Annotated in this window: 14 protein-coding genes; 6 read left to right on the forward strand and 8 right to left on the reverse strand. The window is 71.4% G+C overall.

Features of this window, described 5'->3' with window-relative positions; translation table 11 throughout:
• Positions 1–95 precede the first annotated feature (95 nt).
• Positions 96–1,601: a fused MFS/spermidine synthase gene (locus ABD714_RS09835; protein WP_344812141.1), complete on the forward strand. Its 1,506-nt coding sequence runs from the start codon at positions 96–98 to the stop codon at positions 1,599–1,601.
• 1 nt (position 1,602) lies between these two features.
• On the opposite strand, the gene ABD714_RS09840 is transcribed toward ABD714_RS09835, so the two are convergent.
• Positions 1,603–2,415, reverse strand: coding sequence for an SGNH/GDSL hydrolase family protein (locus tag ABD714_RS09840; RefSeq protein WP_344812142.1), 813 nt, complete (start codon positions 2,413–2,415; stop codon positions 1,603–1,605).
• A gap of 115 nt (positions 2,416–2,530) precedes the next feature.
• Between ABD714_RS09840 and ABD714_RS09845 the strand changes: the two genes are divergently transcribed.
• Both ABD714_RS09845 and ABD714_RS09850 read left to right on the forward strand, forming a co-directional pair.
• A complete protein-coding gene (locus tag ABD714_RS09845) occupies positions 2,531–3,280 on the forward strand; it encodes a hypothetical protein (protein ID WP_344812143.1) in 750 nt (249 codons plus the stop codon).
• 31 nt (positions 3,281–3,311) lie between these two features.
• Positions 3,312–3,707, forward strand: coding sequence for a VOC family protein (locus ABD714_RS09850; protein WP_344812144.1), 396 nt, complete (start codon positions 3,312–3,314; stop codon positions 3,705–3,707).
• A 24-nt stretch (positions 3,708–3,731) separates the two neighbouring features.
• On the opposite strand, the gene ABD714_RS09855 is transcribed toward ABD714_RS09850, so the two are convergent.
• From ABD714_RS09855 to ABD714_RS09865, 3 genes are all read right to left on the reverse strand, one after another.
• Entirely contained in the window at positions 3,732–3,905 is a 174-nt protein-coding gene (locus tag ABD714_RS09855; protein ID WP_344812145.1) for a hypothetical protein, read from the reverse strand.
• Positions 3,906–4,108: 203 nt separating this feature from the next.
• On the reverse strand, positions 4,109–5,044 hold the full coding sequence (gene mmuM / locus ABD714_RS09860) for a homocysteine S-methyltransferase (protein WP_344812146.1): 936 nt from the start codon (positions 5,042–5,044) through the stop codon (positions 4,109–4,111).
• Position 5,045: 1 nt separating this feature from the next.
• On the reverse strand, positions 5,046–6,209 hold the full coding sequence (locus ABD714_RS09865) for an AI-2E family transporter (protein WP_344812147.1): 1,164 nt from the start codon (positions 6,207–6,209) through the stop codon (positions 5,046–5,048).
• Between the two features lie 111 nt (positions 6,210–6,320).
• On the opposite strand from ABD714_RS09865, the gene ABD714_RS09870 reads away from it, so the two are divergent.
• Positions 6,321–7,361 carry a zinc-binding metallopeptidase family protein gene (locus tag ABD714_RS09870; RefSeq protein WP_344812148.1) on the forward strand — a complete coding sequence of 347 codons (1,041 nt, stop codon included), beginning with the start codon at positions 6,321–6,323 and terminating at the stop codon, positions 7,359–7,361.
• A gap of 10 nt (positions 7,362–7,371) precedes the next feature.
• On the opposite strand, the gene glsA is transcribed toward ABD714_RS09870, so the two are convergent.
• Positions 7,372–8,601, reverse strand: a complete 1,230-nt coding sequence (glsA, locus tag ABD714_RS09875; protein WP_344812149.1) for a glutaminase A — start codon at positions 8,599–8,601, stop codon at positions 7,372–7,374.
• Between the two features lie 60 nt (positions 8,602–8,661).
• Between glsA and ABD714_RS09880 the strand changes: the two genes are divergently transcribed.
• On the forward strand, positions 8,662–9,633 hold the full coding sequence (locus ABD714_RS09880) for an epimerase (RefSeq protein WP_344812150.1): 972 nt from the start codon (positions 8,662–8,664) through the stop codon (positions 9,631–9,633).
• Between the two features lie 61 nt (positions 9,634–9,694).
• On the opposite strand, the gene ABD714_RS09885 is transcribed toward ABD714_RS09880, so the two are convergent.
• Together ABD714_RS09885 and ABD714_RS09890 are read right to left on the reverse strand one after the other, a co-directional pair.
• Positions 9,695–11,653: an MFS transporter gene (locus tag ABD714_RS09885; RefSeq protein WP_344812151.1), complete on the reverse strand. Its 1,959-nt coding sequence runs from the start codon at positions 11,651–11,653 to the stop codon at positions 9,695–9,697.
• 295 nt (positions 11,654–11,948) lie between these two features.
• Positions 11,949–13,103 (reverse strand): hypothetical protein, encoded by a 1,155-nt coding sequence (locus tag ABD714_RS09890; protein WP_344812152.1) that lies wholly within the window; start codon positions 13,101–13,103, stop codon positions 11,949–11,951.
• Positions 13,104–13,368: 265 nt separating this feature from the next.
• Between ABD714_RS09890 and ABD714_RS09895 the strand changes: the two genes are divergently transcribed.
• Positions 13,369–14,409, forward strand: a complete 1,041-nt coding sequence (locus tag ABD714_RS09895; protein WP_344812153.1) for a response regulator — start codon at positions 13,369–13,371, stop codon at positions 14,407–14,409.
• A gap of 9 nt (positions 14,410–14,418) precedes the next feature.
• Here ABD714_RS09895 and ABD714_RS09900 read toward each other — a convergent pair whose 3' ends face one another.
• Entirely contained in the window at positions 14,419–15,705 is a 1,287-nt protein-coding gene (locus ABD714_RS09900; protein WP_344812154.1) for a glycosyltransferase family 2 protein, read from the reverse strand.
• Between the last annotated feature and the right edge of the window lie 8 nt (positions 15,706–15,713).

Below are 15,713 nucleotides of genomic sequence, written 5' to 3' on the forward strand. Positions count from 1 at the left end.
GGAACTCTCCGTCAGGTGACGGAAAGTTCGGGATCCGCGCCGGACGCCGTCCCACGAGGAAGGCGCCCTTGGCCGTCACTGTCATGATCGGCCGGGTGACCTCCGCAGGCGACCACCGCACCGGCCCGCGCGAGACCCTCGGTGAGTACGGGGCCGCCGCCCTCGTGGCCGGGTCCTCGGCGGCTGTCCTGGTCGTCGAGCTCACCTCCCTGCGTCTGCTCGCGCCCTATCTCGGACTCACCCTGGAGACCAGCACCATCGTCATCGGCACCGCCCTGGCGGCCATCGCGATGGGGTCCTGGTCCGGCGGGCAGCTCGCCGACCGGATCCCGCCGCTGCGGGCGATCGGCCCGTTGCTGGCGGTCTCGGGAGCGGCGGTGGCCCTGACGCCCTTCGCCGTGAGGGGTGCCGGTGCCCTACCGGGTGGCTGGGAGCTGGTGCTCGTCCTGACCTCGGCCCTGAGCATCATCGTCCCCGGGGCCCTGCTCTCGGCGGTGACGCCGATGGTCACCAAGCTGAGGCTGACCAGCCTGACCGAGACCGGCACCGTGGTCGGTCGGCTGTCCGGCATCGGCACCGCGGGCGCCATCGCCGGCACCGTCATCACCGGCTTCATCCTGATCTCACGAGTCCCGGTCAGCGGCATCCTGGTCGGGCTGGGGGCGCTGCTGGTGCTCACCGCCGCCGCCTTCGAGTGGCGCACCCGCGGTCCGCGGGCGGCGGCCGTCCCGGCGGCCCTGGTCCTGGTCGGCGGTCTGACCGCCGCGGTCGCCCCCGGGGGGTGCGACGCCGAGACGACGTACCACTGCGCGGTGGTGGTGGCCGATCCGCAGCGGCCCTCGGGCCGCACGCTCGAGCTCGACGGGCTGCGCCACTCGTACGTCGACCTCGACGACCCGCGCCACCTCGAGTTCCCCTACGTCCGCGCGGTCGTGGCGAGCATCGACACCACCTACCCGGGCGCCCAGCCCTTGCGCGCCTATCACCTGGGGGGCGGCGGCCTGACGGTGCCGCGCTACCTGGCCGAGACCCGTCCCGGCACCCGCAGCGTGGTGTCCGAGATCGATCCCGGGGTGGTCCGCGTCGACGAGCAGCTGCTCGGCTTCCGCCCCGACGGACGCGTCGAGGTCCGGGTCGAGGACGGCCGGCTCGGTCTGCGCCGGCTGGCCGACGACAGCCGGGACCTGGTCGTCGGTGACGCCTTCGGCGGGGTCAGCGTGCCCTGGCACCTCACCACCACCGAGGCGATCGGTGACGTCGACCGGGTGCTCACCCCGGACGGCATCTACGTCCTCAACCTGCTCGACTCGGGCCCGCTCGGCTTCGCCCGGGCCGAGGTGGCCACGTTGCGGCGGCAGTTCGCCCACGTCGCCCTCACCGCGGAGGCCGGCACCCTCGACGACCCCCGCAACGACGGCGGCAACCTGGTGGTGGTCGCCTCTCAGCAGCCGATCGACGAGGCCCGGCTCCGGACGGACCTGGCGACGGCGGTGCCGGGCTGGCAGGTGGTGGCCGGGGACGACCTGGCCAGCTGGACCGGTGATGCCCCGATCCTCACCGACGACTTCGCCCCCGTCGACCAGCTGCTCACCCCCGGCTGACTCAGCGACCGAAGGCGTCGGCCTGCTCGGACCCGTCGGACCGCGGCACGACGGTCGGGACCGGCCGCTTCGCCTCCACCCCGTCGCCGTGCGGGACCCCGATGAGGCCGCGGCCCAGCCACGGACCCAGGTAGCGGCGGACCCAGTCCACGTCGGAGCCCAGCTGCTCCCGCAGTCGTCGCCGGGCGGGCTCGTCGTCCAGGGGTTCGGCCCACGCCTCGTCCGCCCCGTCGACACCGAGCCGCCAGGCCAGCGCGGCCGCCGTCCGCTGGTGGCCGAGCGCGTTGCCGTGCAGCCGGTCCTCGAACCACAGCCGCGGGTCCTCGGTGATCGGGTAGTGCTGGAAGTCCATCACCAGGACGCCGTAACGCTCCGCTTCCGCGCGGACGATGTCGTTGAAGCGGAACATCCGGTCGCGGACCCGCTTGCCCAGCGGGTTGATCGAGCTGGGGTCCGGGAAGGTGAAGGTCAGCACCGTGCAGTCGTGGGCGCGGGCCTCGCCGTACATGGCTGCCAGGTCGGCCCGCATCTCGTCGAGATCCCAGCCGATGCCGATCAGGTCGTTGCCCCCGCCGAAGATGGTCATCAGGTCCGGCCGCAGGGCCAGGGCGTCGTCGAACTGGCGGTTGCGGATCTCGTTCAGGCGCAGGCTGCGGACCGCCAGGTTGGCGTACTCCAGCGGCGCGTCCTGGGCATCGGCGATCAGCTGCGCCAGCCGGTCGGCCCAACCCCGGTAACCGCCCGCCCCGTCGGGGTCGACCAGACCCTCGGTGCTGGAGTCGCCGATGGCGACGTAGCGGTGGAAGGTGAGCACGGTCCGATTGTCGCGCAGCGCGGGTCTGCCGAGCCGGCGCTCCTAGCCACCGCGGTTCGGCGGCGCCGGCCTCTCGGACCCCGGCGTACGATCGCGACAGCACGAGGAGGTGGCGATGGACGAGGAACCGTCCCGGACCAGCCGGTTCGAGCTGGTCGACGGCCCCCTGCCGCCCCCGCTGGACCGCCCCACGCCACCGCCGCCCGACCGTCAGCACCGGCTCCCCCGGAGCCCGTCGGCGCTGATCGTGCTGGTCAGTGCAGCGGTCCTCGTCCTGGTGGCCGCCGTCGTCCTCCCGCACGGCTCGCCGGGCGCGCCCCTCCCGTCGGACCCCCCACGACCGGGTCCGGCCCTGAGCAGCTCGGCCCCACCCGACGCCGGGTGCGACCTGGCGCTGGAGGCCTGCCGGGTGGTGGCCGCGGCCCGCTGGCGCGCCCGTACGGCCGCGATCGTGCGCGAGCGACTGGATCCGGAGAACGCGTACTTCAGCGGCTTCAGCTACTCGGTCGACCCGCTCTACGACGCGGGAAGCCGACTCGACGCCCTCGGGCTCGACGTCTACCGGCTGAACGGCGGGGGGACCGAGGTGTTCATCCAGATCGCCAAGACCCGCTCCGCCGCCGTGCGCTGCGGGCAGATCACCCGCCACCGATGCACGGGACAGCGGTTCATGGACGGCAACCGCTTCTCCATGACCACCACCCCGGGTGTCGCGCAGGGGATCGAGGTCCAGCACAGCCCCGCCGGGACGTACGTGATCACGGTCGCCGCCCGGAACACCACAGGTGGACGACCGCTCCCGCTGCACAACGGGGATCTCATCGCGGTGGTCCAGGATCCGCGGCTGGAACCCCCGCCGAGCTGAGTCCGCCGAGGACGGAAGGGAGGGTGCTGCGATGACCGAACAGGTGGCCGGGCAGATCGGCCGGGCCCACCACGTGATCTACGACTGCCCCGACCCCGAGGCGTTGGCGGCGTTCTACGCCCGGCTGCTCGGCCTGCCGATCACCTTCCGCTCGCCCGACTTCGTCGTCGTGTCCCGGGACGAGCAGACGTCAGGATTCGGGTTCCAGCTCGCGCCCGACCACCGCCCGCCGGCCTGGCCGGATCCGGCCAGGCCGCAACAGGTCCACCTGGACGTGATGGTCGACGATCCGGCCGTGGCCGACGAGCGTGTGCGGGCACTGGGGGCGCGCCCACTGGGGGCCGGCTCCGGTGTGTACGCGGACCCGGCTGGTCATCCGTTCTGCCTGATCGCCCGGCCCGCCTCGGCGCCGCCGATCAGTCGGTGAGCCGGGGCCTCCGGCTCGACGGGGTCAGTGCCGGAGCGAGTGGTGATGCACCTTGACGGGGCTCGGGGTGTCGGTGCTGCGGTCGTGGCGCCGATGGCTGCCGGGGAGCTCGGACAGCGTCGGAACGATCGCCAGCAGCGCCACGACGAGCATGCCCAGGGCCACGGCCCCGGAGATCGCGAGCTGAGTGATGTCCATGGATCAAGAGTGCGTCGGAATCCGGTGGAATCGATCACCTGTGCCTTTGAATTGGCTGTGGACTTCGGGTGACGGAGACCTGCTGCTCGCGAGGCGGCACCGCCGCGACGCGCCGAAGGTCCGGGCGCGAGCGACAGATTCCCGTCACGAACGATTCGGGGACAGCGTGATCAGTCGGCGGTAGACGGCGACAGGTGAGCCGGTCAGTCGGTCAGCCGGTCCGCCATCGTGGCGATCTCGGCGGGAGCGACCCGGCAGCAGCCGCCGACCAGTCGGGCGCCGTCGGCGACCCAGCCGGGCACCCGGTCGGCCAGACCCGCACCGGTGCCGGACCAGGTCCGGCTCGTGGCGTCCCACTCCTCCCCGCTGTTGGGGTAGACCACCACCGGCTTGCCGGACTCCTGTGCGGCGAGGGCGACGAGCTGACCGGCATCGTGCGGGTCCAGGCAGTTGACCCCCACGGCGATCACCTCGGCCACCTCGCGGGCCATCGCGAACGCCTCGGCGACCGGCTCCCCGGCCCGGGTCGTGGTCGGGGACGCGCAGGTCACCGACAGCCAGGCGGGGATCCCGGTGCCCGCCACCTCGGCCAGCAGCGCCTCGACCTCGGCCAGGCACGGGATCGTCTCCAGGGCCAGCAGATCGGCGCCGGCGTCACCCAGCACGGCGAGGCGTGGGCGGTGCCAGTCCCGCAGCTCGGCGACGGTCAGGCCGTAGTCACCGCGGTACTCCGAGCCGTCGGCCAGGGTCGCACCGTACGGCCCGACGGACGCCGCGACCCAGCACCGGTACGGCTCCGGGGTCGTGGCCCGGGCGAGGGCCGCCACCTCCACGCTGCGGCGGAGCAGCACCTCGGCTCCCGCCCGGTCCACGCCGAGCGCGGCCAGCCCCGCGAACGACAGCTGGTAGGACGCCGTGGTCGCCACCCGCGCCCCGGCGGCGAAGAAGCGGGCGTGCGCGGCCGTCACCGCCTCGGGTGCGTCGAGCAGCAACCGGCCGGACCAGAGGGTGCCGGAGAGGTCGTGGCCGGCCGCTTCCAGCTCGGTGGCCAGGCCGCCGTCGAGCAGCAGCGGTCCCTGGTCCAGCACCACGGCGAGGTCCACCGCGGCCGGGTCCGGACGCGGTGCCGCCGGGCTCATCTCAGGACGCCGCCGGGGCGGCGCCCTCGTCGACGGCCGTCGCCTCGTCCTTCGTCGGGAGCACGAGCTTCGGCTTCTTCTTCCTGCCCCCGGTGCCGGGCGGTGGTCCGCTGGAGAACAGGGCGCGGACCCACCGGTGCTGCGGCTGGGAGTCCACGAAGAGGGCCCGGATCAACAGGGTCATCGGGATGGCCAGGATGGCGCCCAGACCGCCGAGCAGGAACGTCCAGATGATCAGGGCGAGGAACGTCAGCGTCGTGTTGAGCTGGACCCGGTCACCGACCACCTTGGGCTGGATCAGCGTCTGCACGACCACGTTGAGGACCGAGTAGCCGACCGCGATGATCACCGCGGTCTGCCAGTCGATGGTCAACCAGGCGATCAGGGCCGGTGGCACCAGACCCAGGACGAAGCCGATGTTGGGGATGAAGTTGGTGACGAAGGCCAACAGGGCCCACAGCCAGGCGTACTCGACGTCGAGGACCAGCAGCAGGATCCAGTCCAGGACGGCGACGATGGCACCGAACGTGGCCGCGACGGCGAAGTAGCTGCGCGTCGACACGCCGAGGTCGCGGAGCGCCTTGCCGGTGGCCGGGCGGAGGCGGACGACCATGGCCAGCCGACCCGAGAAGTCCGCGGCGTCCAGAGCCATGAAGAAGACCAGCGCGGCCAGGAAGGCCAACGCCGTCAGCACCGACGCGGACACCGAGATCACCGTGCTGGCCAGGTTCACCAGGCGGGCCGGGGAGATCAGCGTGAAGATCTGCTGCACGTTCGTGGGATCGACACCGAACTGCTGCGCCACCCCGCCGACCCAGCGGGCCAGCTCCGCGAACTTGGCGCCGTTGTCGGCCACGATGATCGCGAACCGGGCCAGCGCCAGGTAGACGCAGAGCCCGAGGAAGACGATCACGCCGTAGACGAGGACGATGCTCAACGGGATGGTCACCCCGCGCGGGACCCGCCGCCGCTCCAGGGCTGCCATCAGCGGGCGGAAGATCATCATCAGGAAGAACGCGAGCAGCACCGGCGCGATGATCGACGCCGTGGTCTTGATCGCCGCACAGACGATCACCGCGCCGGCCAGGGTCAAGATCACCGTCGACACCGAGGTCGAGGACCGCTCGTCGGCCTCGTAGTGCGGGTGGCTGGACGACGTACTCATGGCACGACCTTTCCGGAGTAGTCGCGTGCTTCGGCCGTCATTCTGTCAGCCGGGAGCGACGCCTCCGCGGGACGACACCGGCCCGGCGGTGGCCGGGTGCTACAAAGCACCATGCAACGGTTCGACTGTGCCCGCTGTGGCGCGCTGATCAGCTTCGAGGACGCCGGGTGCGCGTCCTGCGGCGACCGCCTCGCCTACCGCCCGGACCTGAGGACGATGGTCAACGCCTCGACCGACGACGGCGCCGGCTTCGTGGGCTGGCACGCGTGCGCGGAACGGTCGTGGGGCTGCAACTGGCTGGTGCGTGACGGCGACGACCAGGCCCGCTGCCCGGCGTGCCGGCTGAACCGCAGGACCCCGCCGCGGGACGACACGATCGGCTGGGAGCAGCTGTCCCGGGCGGCGGTGGCGAAGCGCCGCCTGGTCCACCAGCTGACCGACCTGGGACTACCGATCACCAGCTACCACGAGCGTCCGGACGGCGGTCTGGCCTTCGACCTGCTGTCCTCCGCGACCAGCGGTCAGCGGGTGGTCATCGGGCACGCCAACGGGGTCATCTCGGTCGACCTGGCCGAGTCCACCGACGCCCACCGCGAGTCCGTCCGGGTGTGGCTGGACGAGGCGTACCGGACGATGCTCGGCCACTTCCGGCACGAGATCGGTCACTACTACTGGCAGGTGCTGATCCCCGGCACCCGGTGGGAGGAGCCGTTCCGCGCGCTGTTCGGCGACGAGCGCGCCTCCTACAGCGAGGCGCTCCAGCGGCACTACCGTCGTGATCCCGGCAGCCCGCCGGCCCCGGAGTTCATCACCCCGTACGCGTCGTCACACCCGTGGGAGGACTTCGCCGAGATCTGGGCGCACTACCTGCACATCACCGACACCCTGCAGACGGCGGTGCAGCACTCGCTGTTCCCCGACCCGCGACGGGCTGAGTTCCACGGCCGGCCGCAGCTCGACTTCGACGTCGCCGACCTGGCCGACCTGATCGCGGTGTGGGCGGGGTTCGCCGGGTCCTTCAACGAGCTCAGCCGGTCGATGGGGAAACCCGACCCCTACCCCTTCACCTTGTCGCCGCAGGTGGTGGAGAAGCTCGGGTTCGTGCACACGCTGGTGCAGGACACCCGCCTGCCCTCAGACTCCGGGGCGTGACCGGCGGGAGTCAGGTCAGCCGGGTGACGTCGGGGATGCCGGTGAGCAGCTCCTGGGGGTCGACCACCTCCAGCGTGCGGCCGTCCACCAGGTAGCGGCGCGACATCTCCGCGAGCAGCTCGCCGGCGTGGGCGCTGACCCGGTCGGTGGCGCCGAGGTCGACGACGACCCGTCGGGTGCTCGGGGGCTCACTGGTCAGCTGCCACAGCACGGACTCCGTGCCCGCCACATCGAGGTCGCCCTGCAGGGCGTAGCGCACAGTGCCCGGATCGTCGACGTCGGTGGTGCGGTGCCGCACGGTGTGCAGCCGGCCCAGCCTCGGCTCGAAGAGGTGGGAGCCGTAGTGCTCCGACAGCGAGCGGAAGGCGGCCACCCCGCGCACGCTGTTGCCGTGCTCGTTGAGGGGCGGGGCGAAACTCGCCACCCCGAACTGGCTGGGCAGCACGGCCAGGATGCCGCCGCTGACCCCGCTCTTGGCCGGCAACCCGACCTCGGTCAGCCAGTGCCCGGCCCCGTCGTACATGCCGCAGCCCGCCATCACGCTCAGCACCCGGCGGAGCACGGCCCGAGAGACCAGCAGCTTCCCGGTCGTCGGCTGCACCCCGCCGTTGGCCAGGGTGGCGGCCATCAGCGCGAGGTCGCGGGCGGTCACCTGGACGGAGCACTGGCGGAAGTAGACGTCGACCGCGGCCATCGGGTCGGTCCGGAGCACATCCACGCTGCGCAGCAGGTACGCGATGGCCCGGTTCCGGTGTCCGGTCGACGCCTCCGAGGCGTACACGCGGTCGTCGACGGTCAGCGGGTGGTCGACGAACCCGGCGAGGTAGTCCAGCAGGGCGGTCACCTGCTGCTCGGGACCGTCCCCCGGCAGCAGCGAGCTCGCCGTGATCGCGCCGGCGTTGATCATCGGGTTGCGCGGTCGGTGCGTCCGGGCGTCCAGGCTCAGCTCGTTGAACGCCTCGCCCGACGGCTCCACGTCGATCAGCTCGTCGACCGTCTCGAACCCATGGGTCTCCAGGGCGAGGGCGTACGCGAACACCTTGGAGATCGACTGGACGGTGAACGGCACGTCGACCGCCCCGTACGCGTAGCTGTGGCCCTCGACCGACATGACGCACAGCCCGTGGGCGGTCGGGTCGGCCGCCGCGAGCTCGGGGATGTAGGTCGCGACCTCGCCCTCGACGATGCCGGAGCACTGGTCGAAGATCTGCCGGATCTCGTCGTCGATGGGCGAGCGCACGCGGGCAGGCTAGTCCGTGCCCACGCTGACGCGCTCCCCCCGCCTGGCAGAGTCGGCGCCATGAGTTCCCGACGAGCGGTCCTGGCCGGCGCCTCCGGTTTCATCGGGCAGCGGCTGGCCCGCGAGCTGACCGACGACGGCTATCAAGTCTCCCTGGTGGGTCGGTCCGGACCGGACGCGCGCTGGGGTGAGCCGGACCGGATCGCCGCTCTCGTCGACGGCGCGGACCTGCTGATCAACCTGGCCGGGCGCAGCGTCGGCTGCCGCTACACCGACGCGAACCGCGACGAGATCTACCGCTCGCGGATCGACACCACCACCGAGCTGCACCGGGCGGTCGAGACGGCGAGCAACCCGCCGCCCGTCTGGCTCAACGCGAGCACCGGCACCATCTACCGGTACGCGATGGACCGACCGCAGAGCGAGACCGACGGCGAGCTGGGCAGCGGGTTCTCCGTCGACGTCGCGCGCGACTGGGAGCAGGCGCTGTTCACCGGCGACCTGCCCGGCACCCGCCGGATCGCCCTGCGGATGGCCATCGTGCTGGGCGACGGGCCCGCACTGCAGATGCTGCTTCGGGCGGCCCGGCTCGGGGCCGGCGGACCGCAGCACGACGGCTGGTGGTTCTCGCATCGGCGCTACCGCGGGATCGGCCCCACCCCGACGCAACCGGCCACCACCGGGCACCGCAGCCACGGCGACCAGCGGTTCAGCTGGATCCACCTGGACGACCTGGTCGCCGCGGTCCGGTTCGTGGTCGACCGGCCCGAGCTGGAGGGTACGGTCAACCTGGCCGCCCCGGGCACCAGCACCAACCGGCTGCTGATGGCCGAGCTGCGACGCGCGACCCACCGACCGTTCGGGTTGCCGGCGTACCGGTGGATGCTCGAGCCGGGGATGCTCGTGCTGCGCCAGGAGTCCGAGCTGCTGCTGAAGAGCCGCTGGGTGGAGCCGCAGAAGCTGATGGACGCGGGCTTCACCTTCGCCTGGCCGGAGCTGGGTCCGGCGATCGCCGACCTCACCACCCGCTGACGCACCCTTTCGCTGCCTCACGCCCCGCTGCAGAGGGGGCGTCAGCGAGTGAAAGGGGGCGTCAGCGGTGGGTGGTCGGCAGCTCGACGTCGTTCACGGCTGACTGGGTGGTGGTGAAGATCTTGACCGCCACCGTGGTCAGCCGGTCCGGGGCGAGGACGGTGAGGATGTGGTGGCCGGGCGGGGGCAGCCGCAACCGGTAGCTGCCGTCGGCCGCGCTGGAGGTCGTGGCCCGCACCTCGCCGGTGGTGGCGCTGAGGGTCAGCAGCGCCCCGCCCACCGGCTCGGAACCCTGCCGTACGGTTCCGGTCAGCATCAGCGGTCCACCCAGCCGGACCACCGGGGCCAGACCTGGGGTGGCGAAGTCGGTGACCTGGGAGCGGGGGGTCCAGCCGTCGGCGTTGGCGATCACCAGGTAGCGGTCCCGGCCCGGGAGCGCCAGCGAGAACGCGCCGGTGTTGTCGGCCCGGCTCCAGTCCAGCGGCTCGCCGGTCAGCCGGACGGCGGTGACCACCGCGTGCGGGTGCGGGCTGTCGTCGGGGCGCAGCACCCGGCCGCGGACGACGATCTCCGCTCCCCCACCGGCCTGGCTGACCGAGGCCGCCGGCTCGACCTCCGACACCGGCGCGGCCTCCACCGACCGGCGCGGCACCAGCCAGACGATCCCGCAGGCCAGCAGGGACACCGCCCCGGCGAGCCAGTAGGTGATGGTGAACGCGGCCGGGCTGGTCACCGTGGCGCCGTCGACGGTGATCGTCACAGCGGTCAGCAGGCCGGCGATCACGGCGCTCGCGGTGGAGGTCCCCAGGGCGCGCAGCAGGGCGTTCAGACCGTTGGCCGAGGCGGTCTCGGTGATCGGGACGTTGGCCATGATCAGACTGGGCATGGCCGCGTACGCGATCGCCGACCCGACGCTGACCACGGCCGAGCCGATCACGATGGACAGCAGCGAGTGGTCGAGGAAGACCCGACCCACGTACGCGACACCCATGATCGCGCAACCGGTGATCAAGGTGATCCGCCCACCCAGGACGTTGATCATCTTCCCCGAGACCGGCGAGAAGACCACCATGGCCAGGCCGCCGGGCACCATCGCCAGACCCGCCTGCAGGGCGCCGAGACCGTAGCCGCCGGCCTCCGGGGGCAGCTGCAGCTGCTGGGTGCTGACCAGGATGTTGGCCATCAGGGCGAACCCGACCAGGATCGAGGCCAGGTTGGTGAACAGCACCGGACGCCGGGCCGAGGTCCGCAGATCCACCAGGGGCTGGCTGACCTTCAGCGAGTACGGGAACCAGACCGCCAGCAGCACGGCGGTGGCGGTCAGCAGCAGGGCGATGGACTCGCCACCCCAGCGAGCGCCCTTGGAGATCACCAGCAGCAGGCAGGTGAGGGCGGCCGACAGGAGCACGGCTCCGAGCAGGTCGAACCGACCGCGGGTCTTCACGCCCGACTCCGGCACCACCAGCAGCACGGCGACCCCGATCGCCAGCCCGACCACCACCGACAGCCAGAACACCGACGACCAGCCGAACTGCCCGAACAGCAGCCCGCCCAGCGGCAGCCCCAGCGCCCCACCGATCCCGAGGGTCGCGCTCATCAAGGCGATGGCCGAGGACACCTTCTCCTTGGGCAGCTCGTCGCGCATGATCGAGATCCCCACCGGGATGAGCGCGGAGGAGAAGCCCTGCAGCGCCCGCCCGAGGATCAACAGGGCGAAGCTGCCGGCACTGAGCGCCGCGACCAGGGACCCGCTGGCCATCAGCAGGATGCAGATGATCATCATCAGCCGCTTGCCGTACATGTCGGCCAGCCGGGCGACGACCGGCGTGGCCACGGCGGAGGTGAGCAGCGTCGCGGTGATCAACCAGGAGGCGTCGTCCGCGGAGATCGAGAGCAGCTCCGCGAAGCTGGGCAGCAGGGCCACCACCAGGGTCTGCTGCAGGGAGACGGTGGTGCCGGCCAGGCACAGCACCGCGATCACCGCGCCGGTCGAGGACGGGCGACGACCGGTCGAGGGCATGCGCGCATCCTAAGGGGGCACATCAGTCAGTCCTTGATCGAGACTGGCGATCGCGCCGCCGTCTGGGGGAGCACTGTCGCAACCTCAGGTGAGGTGTCCTCGTGTCCGCACCCGACGTCTCGCCGATCCCTCCACCAGCAGGCCCAGCCGGCGCTGACGGTCTCACCGGGTGCCCCTGCCCACTACGACGGATACCGCGCCCGAGGCACCACACATCACCAAGCGCTTCGAGCGCCAGCGAACGGACCTGTCAGGGTGCTAGGGCTGCCTCAGCCCCCGTCGGCCCGGACTCACATCACGCCCAGATCTCGGCCAGGGCGGCCCAGTGGTCGTCCGTCATCAGCGTGTACGGCGTGACGCTGACCGCCCGGATGTCGTGCTGCTCCGCCGCGGCCGCCGCCTCACCGAGGGTTCGGGGCGCCAGGCGCCCGGGCGGTTCTCCCGACTCCGAACCCGACCAGAGCCCCACCGAGACGATCAGCCGGGACATGTCCAGGCCGGCCGACTGCAGGGTGCCGGTGAGGTCGGTGATGTCCGACACCGTCCGTTCAGGCCCGGTGGGTGAGCCGAGGTAGGCCCACAGCTGCAGCTTGTCGACCACACCGAGCAGAATGGCGTAGTCCTGACCGCTGAACGGTCGCCCGGCCGCCGGATCCTCCCAGTCCACTCGGACGTCCATGATCAAGTCGATGTCGCTGCCCCTCCCGTCGCGGACGCCGTCCAGGGCACTGCGCATCCGACCCAAAAGGTGGGCGAGCACCTGGGATCGCCACGTGCCGATGGTGGGGTCGTCCTCGAAGATCGAGCCGTCGGTGTTGCGCGGCCAGTCGGTCGCGCCGGTCATCTGCCGGTAGAGCACGAGATCTTCGGCACCGAACGTGTAGCGACTCAAGAACAGCTCGGTGAGCTCGATGGCACTCGGGTCGTAGCGCTCGCCGAGCGCCGCGACGTACTCCACCAGACGGTCGCCGACGACACCGGAGTGGAGCTGCGAGGCCGACGCCGTGTACGGCCCTCGCTGTCCCGCGGCGCCGACACCACCGACCGAGGGGTCGGACTTGATCCACTCGGGGATGAAGGCGTCGACCACCAAGGTGATCTGCCGCTCCTGCCCATCGGTGCCGACCCGGAGCTGGCGGGCGGCCACGGCCAGGTGGTCGGTGCCGGACTCAGCCGCGACCTCGGGGTGGGCCGGCCAGTCGAAGGCGGTGAACTCGACCCGGCCGGCGTTGAGCGCGACGCCGGTCGCCTGTACCTGATCGAGCCGGCGCGCGACGCCGGGCCAGGACGTCCCGGGGTCGACGACGAGTCCGAAGTCGATGCTGACCGATCGGACCCGGTCCGGAGCGGTGGACGGTCGCAGGGGCACCGGTGGTTCGTCGGCCTTCCAGCGCTGGACCGCCGGCACGGCGACCACCAGGAGCACGATCACGACGGACAGGACGATCACGAGGACCGCGGACGGACGCAATCGTCGGTCGGGATCTCGCCCGACCGGTCTCGTACCCTCCATCGGGTCACTCCTCGCCGCCGCGCGCCCGGGGTCCGGACAGACCGTCGCCGCACCGACATGCCCCCAGTCAAGCAGGCCACCTGCCAGCGGGCGCGCAGCGTCGACGCAGCCCACCCGACGCGGCGTCGCGCCCTGACCGCGTTACGTTTGGTGTCCGCCCGAATTCAGCGGCCCCCGATCCGATGACGCACGGAGGACTGTCATGTTCACCATCCCCTTCCGGGTCCTCGTGATCGAGGATGATGCCGACTCGGCGTTGTTGAGCCAGACGACCCTGCGACAGCTCGCCGGGATGGACGTCGAGATCTGCGCCGACGCCCAGGAGGCGCTCAGCGCGCTGGCCGACCGGTCCTTCGACATCATCATCACCGACATCGAGATGCCGGGTCGTTCAGGTCTGGAGATCCTGCCCCAGATCCGCGAGCTGCAGCCCGGAGTGCCCGTGCTGGTCCTGACCGCCCACGGCAGTCTGACGTATGCCGTCGAGGCTCTGCGGCAGGCCGCCGACGACTTCCTGGTGAAGCCGATCCGGCCCGCCGAGCTCGCGAGCCGGGCGAGCGAGCTGGCTGATCTCGGACGGACCCGGCGGGCGCGGAACCGGCTGGCCGTACTGGCGATCGGCGCGCACCCCGACGACGTCGAGATCGGCGTGGGCGGAACCCTGGCCGCCCATCAGGCTGCGGGCGACCGCCTGGCCATCCTCACGCTGTCCGGCGGGGCGATCGGCGGTGAGGCGAGCGTCCGGCAGGAGAAGGCGATGCAGGCGGCGGGATCGGTGGGTGCGGAACTGGTCCACCTCGACTTCGAGGACACGCTGCTCGATCCGGCCAAGGGCGTGATCAGCGCCGTCGAGAAGGTCATCTCCCAGGTCCAACCCGATCTGATCTACACCCACAGTCCCCACGACCGGCACCAGGACCATCGAGCCGTCAACGAGTCCGTGCAGATCGCCGCCCGCCAGGTAGCCGGTCTGTGGTGCTTCCAGAGCCCCTCGTGCACCGTCGACTTCAAGCCCAACCGATTCGTCGACATCACCGGGTTCGTGGACCGCAAGCTGGAGATGCTGGCCGCTTACGCGTCCCAGACGCACCGTGACTACATGCAGCCGGACATGGTGCGTGCCACGGCTCGCTACTGGTCACGCTTCAGCCAGGCCATCGACGTCGAGCCGCTCGAGACGATCCGTGCCGCGGTCACCGTCGGCCCCCCGGCCCCGGTCGGGCGAGCGGGCCAGGCCTCGTAGCCGCAACGCTCAGGATCCGCCCGGCGACTGCTCGTCGTCCACCAGACCGCCGATGGAGACCGTGCCGGTCCGTTCCAGCTTGTTCCAGCGGTTCTCTGCCCGCGAGATCTCCTGCCAGACGGCCTTGAGCATGACCAGCGTCATGAAGCTGGAGTAGAGCGGCCAGATCGGCAGCGTCCAGGCGTGCCGGAGGTCGCCCGGAGACCGGTCGAGCAGGACCGAGATCAGCAGCAGCAGGATCGACAGGGGCAGTCCGACGAGGATCAGCACCTGCCACAGACCCGCCGGCGTGCTCGGCACCCGCCCGGCCAGCGCGAGCCCGCTGACGAGCAGCACAGCCAGCACCTGCAGGAACGGCACCACGATCTGCGTCAGCGAGTTGTAGGCGAGGAAGAGCCCGAACATCCCGTACCGAGGGTTGCCGACCATCCGCTTGTGCAGCCGGGTCACCTGCAGCAGACCGCGAGCCCAGCGCACCCGCTGACGCCACAGCGCCCGCGGGGTGGACGGCGATTCGGCGTAGAGCAGGGCGTGCGGGGCGAAGGCGATCCGGCGCCCGACGGCGTACACCCGCCAGGTGAGCTCGAGATCCTCGCCGACGGTGTCCTCGCGCAACGGGCCGGTGGCCTCGAGGACGTCGCGGCGAAAGGCACCGATGTTGCCGGAGACCACCGGGAGACAGTGCAGCTCGCTCATCGAACGCCGCATCAGCCCGGTACCCAGATGGGAGATGAGGGCCATGAACCGAGTCTGGATGCGGTCCAGGTTCACCGGCCGGTCGTTGCCGCAGACGGCGCCGACACCCTCGTCGGAGAACCCACGCAGCATCCGGGTGATGGTGTGAGGACCGAACAGGCCGTCGGCGTCGACCAGCATCACCACGCTGCCGTTGGCCAGGGCCAGACCGGTGTTGAGCGCTGCCCCCTTACCGGCGTTCTCCTGACGTACGGCCGTGATCTGGTCGAACTCCGCGGCCAGTACCTGCATCCGGGTGAAGGTGTCGTCGTTCGAACCGTCGTCGACCGCGATCACCTCGTAGCGGTCGTAGTGGCTGCGGACGATCGAGCGGAGACAGTTCTCGATGACGACACCCTCGTTGTACGCCGGTACGACCACCGTGACCAGCGGCGGCTCGGAGAAGATCGTGTGGGTGGTCACGGGCGCATCGTCCGCGCGGTGCCCCCGATGCCGGATCTCGAAGGCGACCGCGAAGGGCACCAAGGCCAACCGGATGAGACCGGCGACGACCATGGTGATCGCGATGACGGCGGCCAGGCTGCCGAGGACGTCGCTCATCGCGGGTC

Origin of the sequence: Microlunatus aurantiacus (genome assembly GCF_039536605.1) — a bacterium.
Classification (GTDB): Bacteria; Actinomycetota; Actinomycetes; order Propionibacteriales; family Propionibacteriaceae; genus Microlunatus; species Microlunatus aurantiacus.

Bases quoted from the DNA above. Each gene is read 5' to 3' on its own strand.
- mmuM (WP_344812146.1), bottom strand. From the start codon at position 5,044: ATGAGCCCGGCGGCACCGCGTCCGGACCCGGCCGCGGTGGACCTCGCC.
- ABD714_RS09880 (WP_344812150.1), top strand. From the start codon at position 8,662: ATGAGTTCCCGACGAGCGGTCCTGGCCGGCGCCTCCGGTTTCATCGGG.
- ABD714_RS09885 (WP_344812151.1), bottom strand. From the start codon at position 11,653: ATGCCCTCGACCGGTCGTCGCCCGTCCTCGACCGGCGCGGTGATCGCG.
- ABD714_RS09895 (WP_344812153.1), top strand. From the start codon at position 13,369: ATGTTCACCATCCCCTTCCGGGTCCTCGTGATCGAGGATGATGCCGAC.
- ABD714_RS09850 (WP_344812144.1), top strand. From the start codon at position 3,312: ATGACCGAACAGGTGGCCGGGCAGATCGGCCGGGCCCACCACGTGATC.
- ABD714_RS09845 (WP_344812143.1), top strand. From the start codon at position 2,531: ATGGACGAGGAACCGTCCCGGACCAGCCGGTTCGAGCTGGTCGACGGC.
- ABD714_RS09855 (WP_344812145.1), bottom strand. From the start codon at position 3,905: ATGGACATCACTCAGCTCGCGATCTCCGGGGCCGTGGCCCTGGGCATG.
- ABD714_RS09865 (WP_344812147.1), bottom strand. From the start codon at position 6,209: ATGAGTACGTCGTCCAGCCACCCGCACTACGAGGCCGACGAGCGGTCC.
- ABD714_RS09870 (WP_344812148.1), top strand. From the start codon at position 6,321: ATGCAACGGTTCGACTGTGCCCGCTGTGGCGCGCTGATCAGCTTCGAG.
- ABD714_RS09900 (WP_344812154.1), bottom strand. From the start codon at position 15,705: ATGAGCGACGTCCTCGGCAGCCTGGCCGCCGTCATCGCGATCACCATG.